At 72.9% G+C, this 21,647-nt stretch carries 18 protein-coding genes; 4 read left to right on the plus strand and 14 right to left on the minus strand.

Annotated features, from left to right (window positions below; all coding sequences use genetic code 11):
- Window positions 1-16: 16 nt before the first annotated feature.
- Window positions 17-814, minus strand: coding sequence for a carbon-nitrogen family hydrolase (locus FB465_RS17740; protein WP_145791857.1), 798 nt, complete (start codon window positions 812-814; stop codon window positions 17-19).
- 169 nt (window positions 815-983) lie between these two features.
- On the opposite strand from FB465_RS17740, the gene FB465_RS17745 reads away from it, so the two are divergent.
- Window positions 984-1,805: a maleylpyruvate isomerase family mycothiol-dependent enzyme gene (locus FB465_RS17745; RefSeq protein WP_145791859.1), complete on the plus strand. Its 822-nt coding sequence runs from the start codon at window positions 984-986 to the stop codon at window positions 1,803-1,805.
- Between the two features lie 83 nt (window positions 1,806-1,888).
- On the opposite strand, the gene FB465_RS17750 is transcribed toward FB465_RS17745, so the two are convergent.
- The 6 genes from FB465_RS17750 to FB465_RS17775 all read right to left on the minus strand — a co-directional run bounded on the left by FB465_RS17750 (window position 1,889) and on the right by FB465_RS17775 (window position 9,573).
- The gene (locus FB465_RS17750) at window positions 1,889-3,220 is read right to left on the minus strand and encodes an MFS transporter (RefSeq protein ID WP_246192705.1); all 1,332 of its coding nucleotides are present in this window, start codon (window positions 3,218-3,220) and stop codon (window positions 1,889-1,891) included.
- An 88-nt stretch (window positions 3,221-3,308) separates the two neighbouring features.
- Window positions 3,309-4,544, minus strand: coding sequence for a M64 family metallopeptidase (locus FB465_RS17755; RefSeq protein WP_145791863.1), 1,236 nt, complete (start codon window positions 4,542-4,544; stop codon window positions 3,309-3,311).
- Window positions 4,545-4,830: 286 nt separating this feature from the next.
- The gene (locus tag FB465_RS17760) at window positions 4,831-6,099 is read right to left on the minus strand and encodes an ABC transporter permease (RefSeq protein WP_246192706.1); all 1,269 of its coding nucleotides are present in this window, start codon (window positions 6,097-6,099) and stop codon (window positions 4,831-4,833) included.
- A 3-nt stretch (window positions 6,100-6,102) separates the two neighbouring features.
- A complete protein-coding gene (locus FB465_RS17765) occupies window positions 6,103-6,813 on the minus strand; it encodes an ABC transporter ATP-binding protein (RefSeq protein ID WP_145791865.1) in 711 nt (236 codons plus the stop codon).
- Entirely contained in the window at window positions 6,810-8,267 is a 1,458-nt protein-coding gene (locus FB465_RS17770; protein ID WP_145791866.1) for a peptidoglycan-binding domain-containing protein, read from the minus strand. Before FB465_RS17770 ends, FB465_RS17765 begins: the two co-directional genes overlap by 4 nt.
- 67 nt (window positions 8,268-8,334) lie before the next feature.
- Window positions 8,335-9,573 (minus strand): benzoate/H(+) symporter BenE family transporter, encoded by a 1,239-nt coding sequence (locus tag FB465_RS17775; protein WP_145791868.1) that lies wholly within the window; start codon window positions 9,571-9,573, stop codon window positions 8,335-8,337.
- Between the two features lie 190 nt (window positions 9,574-9,763).
- Between FB465_RS17775 and FB465_RS17780 the strand changes: the two genes are divergently transcribed.
- Window positions 9,764-10,603 (plus strand): hypothetical protein, encoded by an 840-nt coding sequence (locus FB465_RS17780; protein ID WP_145791870.1) that lies wholly within the window; start codon window positions 9,764-9,766, stop codon window positions 10,601-10,603.
- A gap of 53 nt (window positions 10,604-10,656) precedes the next feature.
- On the opposite strand, the gene FB465_RS17785 is transcribed toward FB465_RS17780, so the two are convergent.
- Genes FB465_RS17785 through pdhA form a run of 3 tightly spaced genes read right to left on the minus strand, consistent with a single transcriptional unit; the run spans window position 10,657 to window position 14,193 of the window.
- Entirely contained in the window at window positions 10,657-12,054 is a 1,398-nt protein-coding gene (locus FB465_RS17785) for a dihydrolipoamide acetyltransferase family protein (protein ID WP_145791872.1), read from the minus strand.
- Window positions 12,055-12,067: 13 nt separating this feature from the next.
- The gene (locus FB465_RS17790) at window positions 12,068-13,042 is read right to left on the minus strand and encodes an alpha-ketoacid dehydrogenase subunit beta (RefSeq protein ID WP_425461185.1); all 975 of its coding nucleotides are present in this window, start codon (window positions 13,040-13,042) and stop codon (window positions 12,068-12,070) included.
- Window positions 13,042-14,193, minus strand: coding sequence for a pyruvate dehydrogenase (acetyl-transferring) E1 component subunit alpha (gene pdhA, locus FB465_RS17795; RefSeq protein WP_170290623.1), 1,152 nt, complete (start codon window positions 14,191-14,193; stop codon window positions 13,042-13,044). Before pdhA ends, FB465_RS17790 begins: the two co-directional genes overlap by 1 nt.
- 358 nt (window positions 14,194-14,551) lie before the next feature.
- On the opposite strand from pdhA, the gene FB465_RS17800 reads away from it, so the two are divergent.
- Together FB465_RS17800 and FB465_RS17805 are read left to right on the plus strand one after the other, a co-directional pair.
- Window positions 14,552-15,211 carry a response regulator gene (locus FB465_RS17800; protein ID WP_145791877.1) on the plus strand — a complete coding sequence of 220 codons (660 nt, stop codon included), beginning with the start codon at window positions 14,552-14,554 and terminating at the stop codon, window positions 15,209-15,211.
- 208 nt (window positions 15,212-15,419) lie between these two features.
- The gene (locus FB465_RS17805; RefSeq protein ID WP_246192707.1) at window positions 15,420-16,508 is read left to right on the plus strand and encodes a phosphotransferase enzyme family protein; all 1,089 of its coding nucleotides are present in this window, start codon (window positions 15,420-15,422) and stop codon (window positions 16,506-16,508) included.
- Between the two features lie 7 nt (window positions 16,509-16,515).
- Here the strand turns inward: FB465_RS17805 and FB465_RS17810 are convergent, their stop codons facing one another.
- The 4 genes from FB465_RS17810 to FB465_RS17825 all read right to left on the minus strand — a co-directional run bounded on the left by FB465_RS17810 (window position 16,516) and on the right by FB465_RS17825 (window position 21,617).
- The gene (locus tag FB465_RS17810) at window positions 16,516-18,228 is read right to left on the minus strand and encodes a protein kinase domain-containing protein (RefSeq protein ID WP_145791879.1); all 1,713 of its coding nucleotides are present in this window, start codon (window positions 18,226-18,228) and stop codon (window positions 16,516-16,518) included.
- 111 nt (window positions 18,229-18,339) lie between these two features.
- A complete protein-coding gene (locus FB465_RS17815) occupies window positions 18,340-19,782 on the minus strand; it encodes a protein kinase domain-containing protein (protein WP_145791881.1) in 1,443 nt (480 codons plus the stop codon).
- Between the two features lie 248 nt (window positions 19,783-20,030).
- Window positions 20,031-20,648: a bacterial proteasome activator family protein gene (locus FB465_RS17820; RefSeq protein ID WP_145791883.1), complete on the minus strand. Its 618-nt coding sequence runs from the start codon at window positions 20,646-20,648 to the stop codon at window positions 20,031-20,033.
- 147 nt (window positions 20,649-20,795) lie between these two features.
- Entirely contained in the window at window positions 20,796-21,617 is an 822-nt protein-coding gene (locus FB465_RS17825; protein WP_145791884.1) for a hypothetical protein, read from the minus strand.
- Between the last annotated feature and the right edge of the window lie 30 nt (window positions 21,618-21,647).

Below are 21,647 nucleotides of genomic sequence, written 5' to 3' on the forward strand. Positions count from 1 at the left end.
CCGGACATGGTCCCGGCTATCGCTGCACCGGGGCCGGGATCCCCAGCAGACGGTCGCGGTGGACGGGGAAGTCGGCCCGGGCCTTGGCCGCCTCGGCCGGGTCGAAGTCCACCGTCAGCACCTCCTCGCCGGCGCCCGCCTCGGCCAGCACCCGGCCCCACGGGTCGACCACGATGCTGTGCCCCGCCTGCTCGACCCCGCCGTGGGTGCCGGCGGTGTTGCAGGCCAGCACGTACGCCTGCTCCTCGACCGCACGGGCCCGGGCCAGCAGCGTCCAGTGCTCGCGGCGCCGCTCCGGCCAGGCGGCCGGGACGACCAGCAGCTCCGCGCCGGCGTCCAGCAGCGCGCGGAAGAGCTCGGGGAAGCGCAGGTCGTAGCAGGTGGCCAGGCCGAGCGTGCCCAGGTCGGTGACGGCGGTCACGATCTCCTGGCCCGCGCCCATCACGACCGCCTCGCCGCTGTCGAAGCCGAAGCGGTGGATCTTGCGGTAGGTGGTCACCAGCTCGCCGTCGGGGGCGAAGAGCAGGGAGGTGTTGTAGATCGGCCCGTCCGGGTCGCGTTCGACGATCGAACCGGCGTGCAGCCAGACCCCGGCCGCCTTCGCGGCGGCCGACATCGCGTCGGCGGTCGGCCCGTCGAGCGGCTCGGCACCCTCCGACCACGCGTCGTAGGCGAAGCCCCCCAGCGGCCACAGCTCGGGCAGGACCACCAGGTCGGCGGTGTCCTGCGCCCGTACCAGGGCGGCCGCCCTGGCCCGCCGCTCGGCGGGCGGCTCGGCGTCGGAGACCGCGAGTTGGATCAATGAAGCGCGCACACTACCACCGTCCATGGGACCAGTCCTACGATCGTCACCCGAAAGCGCTGCCCAGCTGTCATCCGGCAGCGTAACGTGCGGGTAGCGCGTGCGCCCGGAGGCCGGGGTTCCTGGTCCTCCTAGTCCTGGGCGGCGTGGTACGGAAGCTGACGGAGGGCCGGAGATTCCCGTGACGGACAACCAGACCGTGCAGGCCTACATCGACGCGTGGACGCAGTCCATCGAGTCGATAACCGAACTGCTGGCCCCGCTGCCCACCGACGCCTGGAACCGGCCGACGGAGTGCCCGGGGTGGTCCGTACGGGACGTCGTCGCGCACATCATCGCGGTCGAGTCCGAGCTGCTCGGCGACCCCCGGCCGATCCACTCGCTGCCGCGCGACCTGCTGCACGTCACGAGCGAGTTCGCCCGGTACATGGAGCTGCCGGTCGACAAGCGCCGCTGCCACACCGCCCCCGAGATGACCGGCGAGCTCGAGTACACCGTCATCCGCCGCTCGCGCGCCCTGCGCAACGCCCGGCACGAGGCGGCCGACCTGGTCCGCTGGCCGGCCGGCCCGCTCTCCCGCGACCTGCCGTACGCGGATCTGCTGCGCAACCGGGTGTTCGACGTCTGGGTGCACGAGCAGGACCTGCGGCGGGCCCTGGGCACGCCCGGCAACCTGGACTCGGCGGCGGCGCTCGTGTCGCGCGACTACCTGGTCGAGGGGCTGCCCAAGATCGTCGCCAAGCTGGCCGGCGCACCGGCCGGGAGCACGGTCGCCTTCGACGTGACCGGCCCGGTGGAGTTCCTCCGTACGGTGCGGGTGGACGCCAACGGGCGGGGCGCGGTGGACGAGACGGTCAGCCTCGCGCCGGACGTGCAGTTCACGCTCGGGTGGGAGACGTACCTCCGGCTCGCCTGCGGGCGCGGGCGCCCGGGGCCGGTCAAGGTCGAGGGCGACGAGGAGCTGGCGGCCCGGGTGCTGGCCAACTTCGTGTTGACGCCGTGATGTCCATGACGCGGCGTTACCTCTGATCGGAAGCACACCCGGACGGTGGATCTGCGCTCGGTAGCCCTCTCCCCGACAGAGGGCTACCGAGTTTCCGCAGGTCGGAAGCCCTGTACCCGCCGCCGGAGCCGCAGGATCATTCCCGTCCCCACCGCCAGGGGCACGTACAGCCAGCAGAACGCCCACCGGTACGTCTCGGCCGTGTACCCGCTCGGCCCCGCCAGGGCGTCCAGCAGGACGCCGACGCCGAGCAGCGTGACCACCGTCCCGATGAAGCCGCCCATGTTGGCGATGCCCGAGGCCGTGCCGAGGCGCTCGGGCGGGTTGTGGGAGCGGGCGTAGTCGAGGCCGACCAGCGAGGCGGGGCCGTTGCTGCCCATGACGACCAGCAGGACCACCAGCACCCAGAGCGGCGGCTGCCCGCCCGGCCAGGCCAGCGCGGCGGCCCAGCTCACCCCGGTGGCACCGATCACGCTCAGCGTGATGGGCATCCGGGCCCGTACCGAGCGCGAGAGCAGCCGCCCGAAGAAGAGCCCGAACGCCATGTTGCTGACGACCAGGACCGTCAGCAGCCCGCCGGCCTCGGCCCGGGTCATCCCCTGGCCCTCCACCAGGTACGGCAGGCCCCACAGCAGCCCGAAGGCTGCACCGGGGAAGGCCGTGGTGAAGTGCACCCACATCCCGAGCCGGGTGCCCGGCTCCTGCCAGGAGCCGCGGATCTGCGCCCGCACGGACAGCCGCCGCTCCGCCGTCGGGACGACGACCACCCCGTCCGGCGCCTCCCGGAGCAGCAGCGCGACCAGCGCGAACACCCCGGCGCCGAGGACGGCGATGAGGCCGAAGGAGAAGGTCCAGCCCCTGCTGTGCAGGGCCTGCGCCAGCACCACCGTGGTCACCAGGTTGCCGCCCATTCCGGCCAGTCCGGTGAGCTGGGCGACCAGCGGGTTCTTCGCGGCCGGGAACCAGCGCGCGGAGATCCGCAGCACGCTGATGAAGGTCATCGCGTCGCCGCAGCCCAGCACCGCTCGCGAGGCCAGCGCGGGCCCGAAGGCGGAGCTGAAGGCGAAGGCGAGCTGGCCGGCGCTCAGCAGCAGGATGCCCAGCAGCAGCACCCGGCGCGGCCCGAAGCGGTCGACCAGCAGCCCGACCGGGATCTGCATGGCCGCGTAGACCAGCACCTGCAGGATGGAAAAGGTGGAGAGCGCCGAGGCGCCGATGCCGAACCGCTCGGCGGCGTCCAGCCCGGCCACACCGAGGCTGGTGCGGTGGATCACGGCGAGGACGTAGACGGTGACGGCGATGGACCAGGCGAACCAGGCGGCGCGGCCGCCGGGCGGCGTCGCAGCGGCGGGGACGGCGAGACGGGGACCGGGGACGGCGGAGGAGCGGGCGGGGCTGACTGGGTCCACGGTCACGGCGACCAGACTAGTCATCCCATCACATGATCAATCCCCCGGGGCCCGAGAGTGGGGACACGAAGGACCCTGATCAGCCCTTAAGAGATCAGCCCTTCAGGGTCCAGGCCACCGTCCGGGTCATCCGCTGGTCCCGGAAGGCCTCGTCCCGTACCCAGTCCGTGGTGTCCCGCACGGTCGCCGTGACCGTCACGCTCTGGCCCGGTCGCACCACGAGCCCGACGGTGTCCAGCACGGACCGGTCCTGCGCCTGCGGCTCCACGGGCACACCGTCCACCCGCCAGTCCACCCGCAGCTGCTTGCCCCCGGCCAGCGACAGCGGCCGGACCTGCAGGCGCGGCCGTCCGGACACCGCGCCCGCGGCCGGTACGGGCGGGTCCATCGGCCCGACCTTGCGGTAGATCTGCTCGATGATCGCCTCGCGGGAGGGCAGGTTGTACGTCCCGCCGAGGGTGCGCATCACCGAGTCGACGGTCGGCCGGTAGATGCCATTGGCACTGCGGTACGCGCCGATCAGGCCGGCCCCGTCCGGGGACTGCGCGCCCAGCCAGCGCCACCACTTCACATGGGTGCGGCTCATCTCCTCGGCGTTCACCGTGGCCAGATTCGGGTAGTCGGCGTCGTCCGGGGCACTGTCGTACTCGTCGCCCAGGTCCCCGACGGTGTGCCCTATCTCGTGCTGGATGATCCGCCCGGCGTCCGGGCTGCCGCCCGCCAGTGTGGTCACCCCGGTGCCGCCCGCACCGCCGTACTCGGTGGAGTTGGCCAGCGCGATCAGGTACTGCGGGCCCTCCCCGTCACCCGCGTACCGGGCCGTGGCGCTCTCGTCCGCGCAGAGCAGCCGTGCGGTGCCCTCGCACCAGAAGTGCATGCCGAGCGGGGTGGCCGCCTTGCGCGCGCGGTTCTCCGTCTCGGCGATGCCGGAGACCGGGGAGACCACCTCGACCCGTCTTATGTTGAAGAAGCCCTGGTAGCTGCGGAACGGCTCGATGTCCATCAGCGCCCGCCACGCCCGGTCCGCCTGCTGCCGGAAGAGGTCCTGCTGGTCCGCGGTGTAGCCGTCCCCGAGCAGCACCAGGGTGATCCGGTTCGCGGGGTCCCCGGTGCGCCTTATGTCGACGGTCGGTGCCGTACCTGCCACCCGCAGGTCGGCCCGGGCGATGGCGTGCGGCGGGACCGCCCGGTCCGGAGCCGGCCCGGGCGCACCGATCGTGCCGAACGGCGGCGGCGCCGCCGCCTCCAGCGCGGCGGGCAGTACAGCGGCCGACAGCAGCACGAGCGCGGCCAGACTCCGGACGAGACGGCCAGGATTGCCAGACGGCATACGGGTGCGTCCTCGGTGCTCCGGTCACCCGGCGGGGGCACGGGTGGGGGGGGTCGCGAAGACGTACCCCTTCCGTGCGCCTTTGCAGACCTTTTGCACCCGAATTCGCTGGACCGGCGCAATCCCATGCCGAGTGCAGAGGGGCAACCCACAGGGGCGCGGGGAACTGCGCGCAGCGGTAGGGCACAGGTCGTCGCCTTCCGATCTCGCGCAGTTCTCCCCCAGCCTTCGGCCGGGAGGTGCCCCCACGCGCCCCTGGGATGCCCCGGACTGATCGGCGGAGCCTCTACCCCGCCCGCAGGGCCTTCATCGGGTCGGTCCTGGCCGCCCGGACCGCCGGGTAGAGGCCCGCCAGCAGCCCGACCGCGCTGCCGATCAACGGCGCCGGGAGGGTGGCGAGCGGCTGCAGCACCGCCGTCCAGTCCCGGGCCGCGGCGACCGCGAGGACGACCAGGACGCCGAGGCTGGTGCCGATCAGGCCGCCGAGGGTGCCCAGCGCCGTGGACTCGGTGAGGAACTGCGCGGCGATGTGGTGCGTACGGGCGCCGAGCGAGCGCCGCAGGCCGATCTCCTGGGTGCGTTCCAGGACGGCGACCAGGGTGGTGTTGGCGATGCCCACGGCGCCGACCACCAGGCAGATCGCGGCGAGCGCCAGGAAGAGGCCGGTGAGGTCGGAGGTGACGTGGTCCTGCAGGCTGTGCGGGTCCGGCGGCGGCGTGACGGTCAGCCGGTCGGCCGCGTCCGGGCGGAGCGCGACCGCGAGCTGCTCGGCGACCACGGGGGCCGCGCCGGTCCGGGTGGCGGCCAGCAGGTGGGCGGCCCGCTCCTCGCCGGTGCCCGGGTTGCCGAACCGGTCCAGCGCCGTGGTGCTGGGGATGATCAGGCCCAGCAGGGTGTCCGGCAGGCGCTGGACGTCCCGGTAGACGCCGATCACGGTGTACGGCAGACCGTTGATGAAGACCGCCGGCTGCGCGTCGAGCCGGCCCACGCCGAGCCGCGCGGCGGCGGCCTGGCTGAGCAGGACCACCGGCAACCGGGCCCGGTGCGCGTACGGGTCCAGGGTGACCCCGGCGGTGAGCGTGGGCTGCATGGCGGCGACCGCGCCCGGGGTGGCCGCGAAGACGGAGAGACCCTGCCCGGCGGTGCTCTCGGCGGCCGGTGAGGAGCCGATCCGGAGGTCCTCGGCCGTGACCCGCCACCAGACCCCGGCGGCGGTGACCCCGTCGATCCGCTGGGCCCTGGCGTCGGCGTCCTCGGGGAAGGTCATCGGCGGGCTGCCGGTCGACGGGTTGCCGGTCGGCGGCAGGCCGTCGGTCACGGGGTCGTCGGTGACGGTGACGGTGGTCGCCCTGGTCAGGCTGAACTGCTGCCCGATCTGCCCGGACGCGGTCGCGGTGAGGCCGAGCACGGCGACGAACGCACCGATGCCGAGCACCGTGCCCAGCATGGTCAGCACCGAACGGCCCGGCCGCTGCAGCACCCCGGCCGTCGCCTCGCCGACCAGGTCGCGCAGGCTCAACTTCGCGGCCGGGTCCGCCAGTACGCTCCTCGCCACGGCTCAGCCCCCCGCCGGCTCGGCCACCGTCGACTCGACCGCCGTCGGCTCGCTGAGCCGGCCGTCGCTGATCAGCACGGACCGCCCCGCCCGGGCGGCCACCGCGGGGTCGTGGGTGATCACCACCAGCGTGTAGCCCTCGCCGTGGAGCCGGTCGAACTGGGCCAGTACGGCTGCTGCGTTGGCCGAATCGAGATTGCCGGTCGGCTCGTCGCAGAGCAGCAGGCTGGGGCGGTTCACCAGGGCCCGGGCGATCGCGACGCGCTGCCGCTCGCCGCCGGAGAGCGTGGTCGGCAGGGCGTCCACCCTGTGTTCCAGGCCGACTTGGTGCAGTGCCGCCCGGGCCGCCTCGCGGCGCCGCGAGCGCGGGGTTCGGTTGTAGACCTGGGCGAGCAGCACGTTCTCCTCGGCCGTCCGGTGCGGGAGCAGGTGGAAGGCCTGGAAGACGAAGCCGATCCGCCGCCCGCGCAGGGTCGAGCGGTCCCGGTCGGAGAGTGTCCCGGTGTCGATTCCGTCCAGCCGGTAGGTGCCCTGGCTCGGGGTGTCGAGCAGCCCGAGCAGGTGCAGCAGGGTGGACTTGCCGGAGCCCGACGGCCCGGTGACTGCGAGGTACTCGCCCCGGCCCACCGTCAGGTCCGAGGGGTGGAGCGCCGTCACCGGTGGCGGACCGGTGAAACTGCGTCCCACCTGGGCGAGTTCGATGACCGCCGTCACCGGCCGACCGCCACCTGGTCGCCCTGGTCCAGCCGGCCGCCTGCGGTCGCCGTCACGCCGACGTAGCCGCCCGCGGTCACCCCGACGGTCACCGGCACGGTCACCCGCTGCCCGTCGGCCGTCACCCGGGTCACGGCGGTCTGCCCGGACGCATCCGTGAACACCGCCGCCACGGGGACGCTCGGGACCGCCTCGGCCGCCGGGCCGCTCAGCACGGTGATCCGGACGTTCTGGCCGTTGAGACCGGCCGGCAGCGGCTCGGCGGTGGTGATGTGGAGCGGTACGTACGCGGCGACGGCCTGTCCGCCCGCGCCGGGAGCGGACCCGTTGCCGGCGCCCGCCGCCGCTGCCGGGGCGGCGGGGCCACCGATCGCTATCACCTTGCCAGCCAGGGGAGTTGTGCTCTGCGCACCGAGGCCGGAGACCGTGCCCTTGATCCTCGTACCCGTCGCCTCCGAGAAGACCTCCACCGCCATCCCGGCCTTGACCCCGGCCGCCTGGCCGGGTGTGAGCTGCCCGGTCACGGCGAGTCCGCCGCTGGTCAGGGAGAGCAGTGCGCCCGAAACCGGTGAACCCACCGCGGAGTTGACCGCGGTCACGGCGGCGGGCAGGGCGGGCAGGAAGACCACCTCGCCGGCCGGGACCATCGGCCCGTTGACCGCCTCCGCCCTGGCCAGCGCCTCCTTGTCGTCCGCCACCTTCTTCTTGGCGGTGGCGAGTTGCTGAGCGATGCTCGGCCCTCCGGGCGTCGGCGCGGTCGACTGCGCCTTGAGGGTGTCCAGTTGCTGCTGGTCGGCCTCGACGGTCTTCTTCGCGGCGTCGACCGCCTGCTGGGTGGCCGGGCCCGTGGTGGGAGCGGTGTATCCGAGGTGGCGGTAGAAGTCCGCGACCGCCTTGGCCGTGCCGCGACCGTACGTGCCCTCCTCGTCGCTCCCGCTCGGGTACCCGAGCAGCTCCAGGGCGGCCTGCAGCTCGGCGACGTCGGGGCCCGAACTGCCCGGCCGCAGGTCCCGGTAGGCCGGTACCGGACCCTGCAGCACGAAGAGCGGCTGGCCCGAAACCTCCGCCAGCAGCTGCCCGTTGGCCGCCGAGTCACCCGACTTGGCGGGCGGCTTCGAGACGTAGAGCTGGGTCACGTCCGTCGATGCCGCGGTGGGCGTGATGTTGAACTGCGTCGGCGGATACACCTGGCCGCGCGTCACCACCGACTGGGTCAGCACCCGCATGCCCACCGGCACCGTGACCACCGTACGAGGGGGCGGCGCCGCGTCCGCGGCACGCTCCGCCGGGGACTTGATCAGCGAGGAGGCCGCCCAACCGCCCGAGGACACCAGCGCCGCGACCACCGCCACGGCCAGGAACGCCCGCTGCCGGCGCGCCATCCGCGACCGCCCGGCCGGGGCGGGCGCGGAGTCCGCCACCGCCCGCTCGGGCACCAGGACCCCCTCGGTCACGCCCCACCCCCACAACCGTTCGACCGACCAGACGAAGTATGCCAACCATCGGCGATCTCCGGTGGCGTTAGGCCGAGTTGGCCTTCCGCGCCCGCAGCACCAGGTGCGTGGCCAGGCCCAGCAGCAGGCCCCAGAAGGCGGAGCCGATACCGAACAGGCTCATCCCCGAGGCGGCGGCCAGGAAGGTCACCACGGCGCCGTCCCGGCCGGCCTCGTCGGCGGCGGCTCCGGCCAGGCTGCCCTGGAAGGAGCCCAGCAGGGCCACTCCGGCGATCACCGCGATGAGCGCGGTCGGCAGCCCGGTGAACAGGCTCACCAGCACCCCGCCGAAGCTGCCGACCACCAGGTAGAGGAACCCGGCGGACATCCCCGCGATGTAGCGGCGGCGCGGGTCCGGGTGGCTCTCCGGGCTGGTGCAGATCGCGGCGGTGATGGCGGCGAGGTTGACGCCGGGCGAGCCGAACGGCGCCAGCAGGACGGAGAGTCCGCCCGTCGCGCCGATCAGCAGCCGGTCGTCCGGCTGGTAGCCGGAGGCGCGCATGATGCCGAGGCCCGGCGCGTTCTGGGAGGCCAGGGCGACGATGGTGAGCGGCAGGGCGAGCCCGACCATCGCGGGCCAGGAGAACGCCGGGGCCGTGAACACCGGCCTGGTCGGTCCGCCGTCGCCCAGGTGCAGCGGCAGGCCCACGGTGGCCGCCGCGAGCAGCGCACCGGCCAGCAGCGCCACCGGCACCGCGTAGCGCGGGACGAACCTCTTGGCCACCAGGAAGGCCGTGAAGCTGCCGAGTACCAGCACGGGAGCGCCGCGCAGCGAGGTGAAGATGCCCGCACCGAAGGTGAACAGGATGCCCGCCAGCATCGCGTTCACGATCCCGGTCGGGATCGCCCGGATCAGCCGTCCGAACAGTCCGGTGACGCCGAAGAGGGCGACGGCGACGCTGCTCACCACGAACGCGCCGACCGCCTCCCGGTACGGGTACTCCCCCAGGCTGCTCACCAGCAGCGCGGCACCGGGCGTGGACCAGGCGGTGATCACCGGGGTGCGGGTCCACCAGCTGAGCAGCAGGCAGGTCAGGCCGCTGCCGATCGAGACGGCCCAGATCCAGGAGGCCGTGTGTGCCTGGTCGAGGTGGCCCGCCGCAGCCGCCGCCAGGACGACCACGAGCGGCCCCGAGAACGACACCGCGACACACACCAACCCCGCGAGCAGCGCGGGCAGCGAGGCGTCCCGTCGTATCGACGGGCGGTACGGGGACTCTTCGGGGGCGGCCTCGACCGGGGGCGCCGTCTGCTGCTGCTCTGCCATCGGAGCAGTATCCCTGGCGGCCGCTCACACGTCCCGGAAAAATTCTTCGAACCCACCTGCAACCGCCGCCGGGGATGGACGTCTATGAGGGTGAAGGAACGGAGAGCGAGACCGGCAGGCCCGGGGGGAGCGAAGACCGGCCACCTTCACCACCACACCGTCAGTTCACCGCCCCTGGGGGACCTCCATCATGCGCACGCCCGTTATCTCCCGATTTGTCGCCGCCTCCGCCGCCGCTCTCACCCTCACCCTCGGCCTCCCGCTCCTCGCGAGCTCCCCCGCATGGGCCTGCGGCGAGGACAGCCCGACGGCCGTCCAGGAGGCGCCGGAGCGCCACGCCAAGGACCCGGTCGAGGCCTTCCTGCCGCCGGTGCCGAAGTCGGTGACCGCCGGTGGTGCCCCGGTGGAGATCGGCCTGGAGCAGGTCAACTTCACCGGTGAGCCGTACCGGCGACTGGCGCCGGGCTTCGCGCTCTTCGCCTCGGAGCCCTCGGCGACCGAGTCGCACAGGCTGGTGAACCTGCAGCCGGAGGACGTGACGGTCGAGGTCATGTTCCACGGAGAGTGGAAGCGCCTCCGGATGCGCCACTCCTGCGACCCGACGATCGTCGCCGACACCTCGTCGGTCGCCGAGCCGGTGGCCGACGGGCGCGCGCACCGCTACATGTTCCGGCTCAGCCTCTCGGCGAAGGCTCCCAAGGAGCTGAAGAAGATCGACGTCTTCGGCGGCCCGGACGGCCACGGCAGGATTTCCGGCTTCGCGCTCACCATCGCCCGGCCGAAGGCCACCGCCACGCCGACGCCCAAGGCCCCGACCACGCCCGCCCCATCCCCGACGGCCACCACCGTCCCGGCCGTTGCCGTCTCCGCCCCCGCTGCGACGCCGACCACCGCCGGCGCGGAGCCCGTCACCGAGCTGGCGTCCACCGGACCGTCCGCGCCGACCGGGTTCCTGTTCGGGTCGGCGGCCGCGCTGATCGCGTTCGGGGGTGGGGTGCTGTACGCGGTGCGGCGGATCGCCAAGCGATAGGGAAAAACGGAAGGGCCCTGCTCCCGAGGGAGCAGGGCCCTTCCGCCGTTGCGTCAGCCCCAGGTGATGAGGCGCTTCGGGCGTTCCAGGATCGCGGCGGTGTCCGCCAGGACCTTGGAGCCGAGCTCTCCGTCCACCAGGCGGTGGTCGAAGGAGAGGGCCAGCGTGGTCACCTGACGGGGAACCACCTTGCCCTTGTGGACCCACGGCATCAGCCGGACCGCGCCGAAGGCGAGGATCGCCGCCTCGCCGGGGTTGAGGATCGGCGTACCGGTGTCGACGCCGAAGACGCCGACGTTGGTGATGGTGATGCTGCCGCCCGACATGTCGGCGGGCGAGGTCTTGCCCTGGCGGGCGGTGTCGATCAGCTCGCCGAGCGAGATCGCCAGCTGCGGGAGGGTCTTGGACCCGGCGTCCTTGATGTTCGGGACGATCAGGCCGCGCGGGGTGGCCGCGGCGATACCGAGGTTCACCTGGCCCTTGATCACGATCTCCTGGGCCGCCTCGTCCCAGCTCGCGTTGATCTCGGGGTACCGCTTGACGGCCGTCAGGAGCGCCTTGGCGACCAGCAGCAGCGGGCTGACGCGGACGCCCTGCCCGAGCTCGCCGCTCTCCTTGAGCTCCCGGACGAGCTTCATCGTCCGCGTCACGTCGACCTGCACGAATTCGGTGACGTGCGGCGCGGTGAACGCCGAGGCCACCATCGCCTGCGCGGTCGCCTTGCGCACACCCTTGACCGGAACCCGGACGTCCCCGAGACCGCTCACCACGGGCGCGGCCTCGACGGCGACGGCCACCTCGGCGACCACAGCCACCGGCGCGGCCGCCGCGTGCACGTCCTCACGCGTGATCACACCGTCCGGACCGGTCGGCGTGACCGTCCGCAGGTCGATCCCGAGGTCCTTGGCGAGCTTGCGCACCGGCGGCTTGGCCAGCGGCCGCTCACCCTCGGCCACGACCGGAGCCGCGGGCACGACCGGAGCCGCGGGCGCCGCGACGACCGCAGGAGCGGCAGCCGGGGCCGGCACGGTCGTCCGGCGGGCGCGCCGCTGGGCACCGCCCGTACGCGGCCCGTACCCGACCAGCACCTCGCGGCGCTCCGGCTCGGGCTCGACAGCGGCGACGGCAGCAGCAGCGACAGCAACAGCGGCCGGAGCGGGTGCAGCCACCGGGGCGACGGGCTCCGCAGCGCCCTCGCCGACCGCGACCGAGATGATCGCCGTACCGACGTCCACCGTGGCCCCGGCCGGGAAGAACAGCTGCTCGACGACCCCGTTGAACGGGATCGGCAGCTCGACCGCAGCCTTCGCGGTCTCCACCTCGCAGACGACCTGCCCGTCGGTGACGACGTCGCCCGGCTTGACGTACCAGGTGAGGATCTCGGCCTCGGTCAGCCCCTCGCCGACGTCCGGCATCTTGAACTCGCGGAGCGAGCGCACTTCAGTGGTCATGGTCGCTCCTCTCTCAGAACGCCAGCGCGCGGTCGACGGCGTCGAGCACACGGTCCAGGTCGGGCAGGAAGGCCTCTTCGACCCGCGACGGCGGGTACGGCGCGTGGTAGCCGCCGACCCGCAGGATCGGTGCCTCCAGGTGGTAGAAGCACTTCTCGGTGAGCCGGGCGGCCAGCTCGGAGCCCATGCCCAGGAAGACCGGGGCCTCGTGCACCACGATGCCACGCCCGGTGCGCTTGACGGAGTCCTCCAGGGTGGCGAAGTCCACCGGGGAGAGCGAGCGCAGGTCCACGACCTCCAGGCTGCGGCCGTCCTCCGCGGCGGCCGCGGCGGCCTCATGGCAGACCTTGACCATCGGCCCGTACGCGATCAGCGTGGCGTCCGTGCCGGGGCGCACGATCCGCGCCGCGTGCATCGACAGGTCGGCGGCGTCGCCGACCTCGCCCTTGTCCCAGTAGCGCCGCTTGGGCTCCAGGAAGATCACCGGGTCGTCCGAGGCGATCGCCTGGCGCAGCATCCAGTGCGCGTCGTGCGCGTTGGACGGCGTGACCACCCGCAGGCCCGCGGTGTGGGCGAAGTAGGCCTCGTGGGACTCGCTGTGGTGCTCGACCGCGCCGATGCCGCCCGCGTACGGGATGCGCACGGTGACCGGCATCTTCACGTGACCGAGCGCGCGGGCGTGCATCTTCGCCAGCTGCGAGACGATCTGGTCGAACGCCGGGTAGACGAACCCGTCGAACTGGATCTCCACCACCGGGCGGTAGCCGCGCAGCGCCAGGCCGATCGCGGTGCCCATGATGCCGGACTCGGCGAGCGGGGTGTCGATCACCCGGTCCTCGCCGAAGTCCTTCTGGAGGCCGTCGGTGATCCGGAAGACACCGCCGAGCTTTCCGATGTCCTCGCCCATGAGGAGGGTCTTGGGGTCGTTCTCCAGCGACTTGCGAAGTGCGTCGTTGAGCGCCTTCGCAATGCTCAGCTGACCGGCCATCAGAGGTTCTCCCCGCCCTCGAAGGACGCCGCGTACGCCTCGTACTCAGCTCGCTCCTCGTCCACCAGCGTGTGCGGCTCCGCGTACACGTGGTCGAAGATCAGCGTCGGGTCCGGGTCCGGCATGCTCCGCACGCCCTCGCGCACCCGCAGCCCCAGCTCCTCGCTCGCGGCCTCGACGCCGGCGAAGAAGGCCTCGTCGGCGAGGCCCTCCTTCTCCAGGTGGGCCTTGAGGCGGGAGATCGGGTCCTTGGCCTTCCAGGCCTCGGTCTCCTCGGTGGGCCGGTAGCGGGTGGGGTCGTCGGAGGTGGTGTGGGCACCCATCCGGTAGGTGAAGGCCTCGATCAGCACCGGGCCCTGGCCGGTACGGGCGTGGTCCAGCGCCCAGCGGGTCACCGCCAGGCAGGCCAGCACGTCGTTGCCGTCGACCCGCACGCCCGGGAAGCCGAAGCCGGAGGCGCGGCGGTAGAGCGGGATCTTGGTCTGGGTGGTGGTGGGCTCGGAGATCGCCCACTGGTTGTTCTGGCAGAAGAACACCACCGGGGCGTTGTAGACCGAGGCGAAGGTGAAGGCCTCGTTGACGTCGCCCTGGCTGGAGGCGCCGTCGCCGAAGTACGCGATCACCGCGTCGTCCGCGCCGTCCTTGGTGATGCCCATCGCGTAACCGGTGGCGTGCAGGGTCTGCGCGCCGATCACGATGGTGTAGAGGTGGAAGTTCTTCTCGTTCGGGTCCCAGCCGCCGTGGTTCACGCCGCGGAACATGCCGAGCAGGTTCAGCGGGTCCACGTCGCGGCACCAGGCGACGCCGTGCTCGCGGTAGGTCGGGAAGGCGTAGTCGCCGGGGCGCATCGCACGGCCCGAGCCGACCTGGGCGGCCTCCTGGCCGAGCAGCGAGGCCCACAGGCCCAGCTCGCCCTGGCGCTGAAGGGAGGTGGCCTCCGCGTCGAAACGCCGGACCAGGATCAGGTCGCGGTAGAGCGAGCGCAGCTCCTCCGGCGTGATCGCCAGCTGGTAGTCAGGGTGCTCGACCCGGTCGCCTTCCGGCGTCAGTAGCTGTACGAGTTCCGGCTGCGCATCCGTACCCGCGCGGAGGTTGTCAGGTACGACGGGGGCGGCCTTCTTGCGCGTCCTCGCCGTGCTTTTGACGGTCACGTTCACTCCTCGGTCTGTCCGGCCGCCCGGGGTCGCCGGTGACCGGTCCGGTCACCTCCTCGCAAGCGCGCGTGGGTGTGCGCGCCGACTGCGGGGCAGGTGGTGTTCCCTTTCCGACGGCGTCCCTCACGAGAACGTTACCCAGCGGCGCCCCTTGGCGCGCTTGCGCTAGGACGTCCTACTTGTTCGCGCTCGAGAGCTGCTGGTGTGGTGCAGCTCTCACAACGGTGGCCGTCAGGACACCTGCGCACGCTATCCGGGCAGAGCTCTCCGCGTAAGGGGGTAATCGGCATCGATTCTGTCTTCGCGACGGCATGGGCGATAGACCCTTTATAAGGGTGCATGGGAGTATTTGTCCGTGGCCGAAAAGGGACAAATCAGGGTTTTTCTACTGGATGATCATGAGGTCGTCCGACGGGGCGTCCACGATCTTCTCTCCATGGACGGCGATATCGAGGTGGTCGGCGAGGCCGGCACCGCCGCCGAGGCGCTGGCCCGGATCCCGGCCGTGAACCCGGACGTGGCCGTCCTCGACGTCCGGCTGCCGGACGGCAACGGCGTCGAGGTCTGCCGCGAGGTCCGCTCCCTGCGGCCGGAGATCAAGTGCCTGATGCTCACCTCGTTCTCCGACGACGAGGCACTCTTCGACGCCATCATGGCCGGGGCCTCCGGGTACGTCCTGAAGGCGATCCGCGGCACCGACCTGCTCTCCGCCGTCCGGGACGTCGCGGCCGGCAGGTCGCTGCTCGATCCGGTCGCGACCAGCCGGGTGCTGGAGCGGCTGCGCGACGGCGGCGAGAAGGAGGACGAACGACTCGCCAGGTTGACGAAACAGGAGCGCCGCATCCTCGATCTGATCGGCGAGGGGATGACCAACCGCCAGATCGGCAACGAGCTGCACCTGGCCGAGAAGACCGTCAAGAACTACGTCTCCAGCCTGCTCGCCAAGATGGGCATGGAGCGCCGGACCCAGGCCGCCGCGTACGTCGCCCGCCACCAGGCCGACCACCCCCACTGAGCACATCTCTGACGCTCTGTCAAGTACCCCTGCAGCGCATCACTACGCTCTGCTCCGTGATTCCTTCCTCGCCTCCGGGCGCTCCTGGCCCGGTGTCGACACTCGCCCTCCTTGCCCGCCATCGGGCAGGAGGGGCCCACCCTCCGGCGCTCCTTCGTCGCTTGTCGGTCGTCCCTTTCGACACCGGCGCGCCCGGAGGCGAGGGAGAGTGACGACGTACGCCCAGCTCATCGTGTGCCCACCGGGCCGCCCGGACAGCACCGCACCCCCGATCGGGACCCTCAGCCCGCCGGTCCCGCATTCCACCGTCAACGGCGTGTTGCGCGCCTACGAGGTCGGGCGGGCCGGCGGCGCCGTCCCGGTGGCCGAGGGGCTGCTCAACCGGGGCTACCGGGTGGCCACCGAGGCGGGGACGTACTTCCTCAAGTGCTACGTCGACCAGGCCACCGCCACCCGGTCCGCGATCACCGCCCAGCACCGGGCCACCGCCGCCCTGCACGCCCTCGGCCTGCCCACGGCGCCACCGCTGCGCGCCCGGGACGGGCGGACCGTGACGGCGTACGGCGGGCGGCTGTTCGCCCTCTTCCCCTGGATCGAGGGCGGCCACCCGCACGGGACCGAGCTCGACCAGCAGCAGTGCGGCGAGCTCGGGGCGTTGCTCGGCCGGCTGCACGGCGCACTCGACCAGGTCTGCGCCCCCGTACGCCAGCCCGCCGGACACCACTCCGCCGACCCCGACGACACCGAGCAGCTGATCACCGAGCTGCGGGGGCGGGCCCGCCTGCAGGAGCCGTACGGGCCGTTCGACGCCCTCGCCGAGCAGCGGCTGGCCGAGCGGCTCGACCTGCTCGCCGCCCACCGGCACCGGCGCCCCGCCCCCGAGGACGCCCCGCCGACCGGCTGGACGCACGGCGACTTCCACGGCCTCAACCTGCTGCACCGGGGCGGCCGGGTGACCGCGGTGCTCGACTGGGACAAGCTCGGGCTGCAGCCGCGTGCCGAGGAGGCCGTCCGGGGCGCCACGCTGGTCTTCAACGACCGGGAGAGCGGCGTGCTCGACCTGGTCCGGGTCCGCCGCTACTCCCAGGCGTACCGGGCCTCCGGGGCGGCCACCGTGGCCGAGATGGCCGCGGCGGTGCACCGGGTCTGGTGGGAGCGCCTCAACGACCTCTGGATGCTCCAGTGGCGCTACCAGCGCCGCGACCACCGCGCCGACCCGCTCTTCCCGGCCGCCGCCGGGCAGCTCGCCTGGTGGTGCCAGGAGTACGAGCAGGTCCTGGACGCCTTCACCAACTGACGCTCCGTCAGGGCGTCTGGAGCGGGCTGACCTTCGACGACGGCGTCGGCGGCACGGGGTTGGAGGTGACGCTCGTCGCGGTCGGGCTGCTCGGGGCCGAGGGGGATCCCGACGGCGAGGTCGATGCGGACTCCGACGGGGAGGCCGAGGCGGAGGGCGACGGCGAGGTCGAGTGCGAGGCGCTCGCGGACGGCGAGCTGCTCGGCGACTCGCTCGGCGAGGCGCTGCGGCTGTGGCTCTGCGTCGGCGAAGGCGTGGTGGAGGGCGTCTCGCTGGGCGTGGAGACGCTGCTCTGGGCCGGCGACGGCACGGAGGGGCCGGGGTTGCCGCCGGACCTCAGCCCCAGCGCCACCCCGAGGCCCGCCGCGAGCAGCAGCACCACCGCGCCGAGCACCCAGGGCCAGGGGCTGCGGCGCCTGACCTCCGGCTCCTCGTCGTGCGGACCGCCGCCCCCGGCTGCCGGGTAGGGCGCCGCCGGGGTGTTGTAGGGCGAGCCGACCGGGTAGGGCAGCACCGAGGTCGGCTCGGAACCGGTGCCGGGACCCGCACCCGCACCCGTACCTGCGCCTGCACCGCCGACCGCGCCCAGCGGCTCGGTGATGGCCGTGCCGCCGCTCGGTGAACCCTCGTACCCCGGGTAGCCGCCCGTGTTCCCCGATCCGGCCGCCGCCAGACCGGCGGCGGCCGCCGCGGCGGCTGCGGCGCCCGCCGCGTAGCCGGCCCCGGCCGCGCCGTGCATCTCGCGCAGCGCGTGCTGCAGGTGCGCGCGGAACTCGTCGGCGCTCTGGAAGCGGTCGTCCGGGTTCTTGGCCAGCGAGCGCAGCACAAGATCGTCCAGCACCGGCGGCACCCGGTCGTTGGCCCGCGAGGGCGGTACGGGCGCGTCCTGGACGTGCTGGTAGACCACCGCGAGCGGGGTCTCGCCGGTGAACGGCGGGCGCAGCGTCAGCAGCTCGTAGAGCATGCACCCGGCCGCGTACAGGTCGGAGCGGTGGTCGACGGCCTTGCCCAGGGCCTGCTCGGGCGAGAGGTACTGCGGGGTGCCCATCACCATGCCGGTCTGGGTCATGGTGCTGGCGGCGCCGGTCAGCGCGCGGGCGATGCCGAAGTCCATCACCTTGACCGCGCCGCCGGTGGTGATGATGACATTGGCCGGTTTGATGTCCCGGTGCACGATGCCGTGCCTGTGGCTGTACGCCAGCGCCTCCAGGACCCCGGCGATGATGATCAGCGCCTGGTCGACCGGCGGCGCCTCCTCGTCCACCAGCAGCTCGCGGACGGTACGCCCCTCGACCAGCTCCATCACGATGTACGGCGTGGACTCGCCGCCGACGTGCTCCTCGCCGGTGTCGTACACCGCGACGATCGAGTGGTGGTTGAGCGAGGCCACCGAGTGTGCCTCGCGGGTGAAGCGGAGCCGGGCCACGTCGTCCTGGGCCAGCTCGGAGCGGAGCAGCTTGACGGCGACGGTACGGCCGAGCCGGACGTCCTGCGCGGCGTAGACCTCGGCCATGCCGCCCCGGCCGAGCCGGTGGGTGAGGCGATAGCGGCCCTCGCCGACGGTGCCCAGCGGGGCCGTCGTGCCGCGCACGGGCGTCTGCGCCGCAGTGGCGGGCAGCGCGGCGGTCTCGGCGGCGGCCTCCGGCTGCTCGGGCTCGGGGACGTCCGCACCGGCAGTGCGCTCCGTCTCGCCGTCACCCGGCTGCTGTGTCTGTGCCATCACTCCTCGCCCCGGGCCGTCGCTCGGTGCGCGGTCGCCCTGTGGTTCCGTCCCTCAGACGCTACCGCTTCGGCGAGCCCGCCGGGGAACGGCAGAGCCGCGGGCGGGGGTTCAGATCAGGCCTTCCTGGCCCAGGTCCAGGACGGCTGCGGGGCGCTGCGATCCGTAGGTGGAGGACTTGTCCTTCTCGCTCTTCGTGGCCACGATCCCGACGATGATCACCGCGAGCACGATCAGGCCGATGATCACACCGACCACGATCAGCGCGGTGGAGCAGCCGTTGTTGTTGCTGGTGGCCGGCGTCGGCACGAAGGTGGGCTGCGGCGCCCGGGCGAACGGCGGCGGGGTCTGCGCCTGCTGCGGGAAGGGCTGCGGCGTCTGGTACTGCTGCGGGAACGGCTGCGGCGTCTGCGGAGCCTGGTACTGCGGCTGCACCTGCGGGAAGGGCTGCGGGGTCTGCGGGGCCTGCGCGTAGGGCGGCGGCGTCTGCGGCCCGTACGGCGGCGGGGTCGGCGCCCGGTACGGCTGCTGCACCTGCGGCGCCGGGGTCCGGATGTCCCCCGTGACCTGCGGGAAGTTGGTCAGCGACGGTGCGGCGTGCACCGAGCGCGGGCCCTCGCCGATCACCAGCGGGGTGCTGGCCTGCAGGGTGTTGCCACCGCCACCGCCACCGGCCTTCGCGCCCGCCGCGATCCGCTCGACCTCCTCGCGCATCGCCTCGGCGGTCGGGAACCGGTGCGCCGGGTCCTTGCGCAGCGAGCGGGCCACCAGCGCGTCCACGCCCGGCTGCACCGCGCGGTTCAGCCCGGACGGCGCCGGCGGCTCCTCCTGGACGTGCTTGTACGCGATCGAGAACGCCGAGTCGCCGTCGAACGGCAGCTGGCCGGTGAGCAGTTCGAAGAGCATGCAGCCGACCGAGTAGAGGTCGGATCGCGCGTCCACGCTCTTGCCCAGCGCCTGCTCGGGCGAGAGGTACTGCGGCGTACCGACCACCATGCCGGTCTGCGTCATCGAGGTGACACCGGACTGCAGCGCACGGGCGATGCCGAAGTCCATCACCTTGACGATGCCCTTGGTGCTGACCATGACGTTGCCCGGCTTGATGTCACGGTGCACCAGGCCCTGGTCGTGCGAGGCCTCCAGCGCCGAGAGCACCGAGGCGGTGATCTTCAGCGCCTGGTCGGTGGGCATCGCGCCGTGCTGCGCGATCGCCTCGTTCAGCACGTCGCGCAGGGCCTTGCCCTCGACGTACTCCATCACGATGTAGGGCGTGGTCGCGCCGTCCGCGGCGACGTCCTCGCCGCTGTCGAAGACCGAGACGATGTTGGTGTGCTGCAGCCGCGCGACGGCCTGCGCCTCCCGGCGGAACCGCTCCTTGAACGAGGCCTCACGGCCGAGTTCGGTGTGCAGCGTCTTCACCGCGACCTGGCGGTCCAGCACCGTGTCGTACGCCAGGTGGACGGACGCCATGCCGCCCTGACCGAGCAGGTGCTGCAGCACATACCGGCCGTTGCCCAGGGAGTGACCCTCGACCGTGGTGCCGTCGTCGCTCATGGTCCTCTGCTCCCCCTCGGCGCGGTCTGCCACCGCTGCCGCGACGTGTGGTCTCGTCCGGTCGGCTCGCGTACGGCGCCCTCGGCCCGCCCGACCCCGGTCGGCAGCCGGGGCCGACACAGGGGTCAGGGTATCGGCTCAGACCCACACAACCGGGTGCAGGGGCGGCACTGTGTCCGAGCCGCGACCAAGCACGGACACTCCGGACACGGACACTTGGACCGGCCGGCACTTGGGAGCTGTCGGTCTCAGAGGTACGGGCCCGAGCGGATGCCCCGCCCCTCGCCGGGCTCCTCGTCCTCCGGCTCGCCGCCGTGCATGCCCGGCGGCAGGGCGCGGCGCATCTGCTCCAGCTGCGCCCGTGCGGCCATCTGCTGGGCGAAGAGCGCGGTCTGGATGCCGTGGAAGAGCCCCTCCAGCCAGCCGACCAGCTGGGCCTGGGCGATCCGCAGCTCGGCCTCGGTGGGGATGGTGTCGTCGGTGAACGGGAGCGACAGCCGCTCCAACTCCTCGACCAGTTCCGGCGCGAGGCCCAGCTCCAGCTCCTTGATCGAGCTCTTGTGGATCTCCTTCAGCCGCACCCGGCTGGCCTCGTCGAGAGGCGCCGCCCGGACCTCCTCCAGCAGCTGCTTGATCATGCTGCCGATCCGCATGACCTTGGCCGGCTGCTCGACCATCTCGGTCACGGGCAGCTCCCGGGACTCCATCGCGTCACCCTCCCCGGGCCGGCCGAAGCCTGCGCCCGCCGCCCCGCCGATCGGCATTCCGTCCGGGCCGACGACCAGCACTCTCGAACCGTCCCCCGGCTGTCCGCCCGACGCCTGATACGACTCCGGCTGTGACCGTTCGTTCATCGGCTTAGTCATAGCTCCTTCATATGCTTCGGGCATGGAGAGGGTCAACTGACTGTCCATGATGCAGCTCGGACGGCTGACAGCGGGGTGCGCACGGAGGCACCACTCGGCGTGACTTCCCACGTCCGCGCGCCACTTCGCAGCGGCCTTTGCGCCCGTTCAGCGGCGGCGCAGGCGCAGGCCGATCAGGGCCAGGCCGCAACCGATCAGGGCCAGGCCCGCGCCGAGCGGGAGTTGGAGGTTGGAGGCGTCCGTCCAGCGCAGCGGGACCACCACGTCATTGGCCGCCTGGGCCGCCTGGCCGCCCACCGGCGGGCGGGGCTCTGCGGGCATCGCCGCAGCCACCGCCTCGGCCGAGTCGTCGTCGGCGGAATCCTCGGCGAGGTCCTCGGCCAGTGGCTCGTCGCTCGGCTGGTCACCGGCCTCGTCCACGGCCGGGGACTCCTGCTCCAGCTCCGGAGCGGGCAGCTGGAACGCGGGCCAGGGCACCTGCCGGACCGGCGCCGCCGAGGGGGACGGGCTCGCCGAGGCGGAGGGCGTCGGGCTCGCGGAGGAGCCGGCGGTCGGCGAGGCCGTCGGGGTGGCCGAGGGCGACGCCGACTGCGAGGGCTGCGGCTCGGGTGAGACCGACCGGCCGGGTGTGGGGGTAAGGGCCTCCGGGCATGGCGGCTCGGAGAACAGCGGAAGTTCCGGCAGCGAAGGCAGCAGCGGCAGCTGCGGCACGCACGGTAGCTGCGGTAGCTGCGGTACGACGACGGCCGGTAACGAAGGGACGGAGATCGGCTGCTGGGCCACCTGAACCCGCTCCGTCACACTGCCGGAGGCCGCCACCCCCGGGCCGCCCGCCGCTGCGGCCGGAAAGGCCAGCAGCAACGGAACGGCCAGCCCGGCGGCGGCAGCGGCCGCCCATCGGCATGGCCCGGCGCAGCCGGACGGCAGGGCGGAGGAGAGCACGCTGAATGCGAACGGAAGTGCAGCCACGGACGGAGTCCTTCCGACGGCCGACCGCGC

Origin of the sequence: Kitasatospora atroaurantiaca (genome assembly GCF_007828955.1) — a bacterium.
In the GTDB taxonomy this organism is placed as follows: Bacteria; Actinomycetota; Actinomycetes; order Streptomycetales; family Streptomycetaceae; genus Kitasatospora; species Kitasatospora atroaurantiaca.

What these genes read in the sequence shown, in the direction of transcription:
- FB465_RS17755 (WP_145791863.1), bottom strand. Translation starts at nt 4,544, where the DNA reads ATGCCGTCTGGCAATCCTGGCCGTCTCGTCCGGAGTCTGGCCGCGCTC.
- FB465_RS17775 (WP_145791868.1), bottom strand. Translation starts at nt 9,573, where the DNA reads ATGGCAGAGCAGCAGCAGACGGCGCCCCCGGTCGAGGCCGCCCCCGAA.
- FB465_RS17780 (WP_145791870.1), top strand. Translation starts at nt 9,764, where the DNA reads ATGCGCACGCCCGTTATCTCCCGATTTGTCGCCGCCTCCGCCGCCGCT.
- FB465_RS17785 (WP_145791872.1), bottom strand. Translation starts at nt 12,054, where the DNA reads ATGACCACTGAAGTGCGCTCGCTCCGCGAGTTCAAGATGCCGGACGTC.
- FB465_RS17790 (WP_425461185.1), bottom strand. Translation starts at nt 13,042, where the DNA reads ATGGCCGGTCAGCTGAGCATTGCGAAGGCGCTCAACGACGCACTTCGC.
- FB465_RS17810 (WP_145791879.1), bottom strand. Translation starts at nt 18,228, where the DNA reads ATGGCACAGACACAGCAGCCGGGTGACGGCGAGACGGAGCGCACTGCC.
- FB465_RS17815 (WP_145791881.1), bottom strand. Translation starts at nt 19,782, where the DNA reads ATGAGCGACGACGGCACCACGGTCGAGGGTCACTCCCTGGGCAACGGC.
- FB465_RS17820 (WP_145791883.1), bottom strand. Translation starts at nt 20,648, where the DNA reads ATGACTAAGCCGATGAACGAACGGTCACAGCCGGAGTCGTATCAGGCG.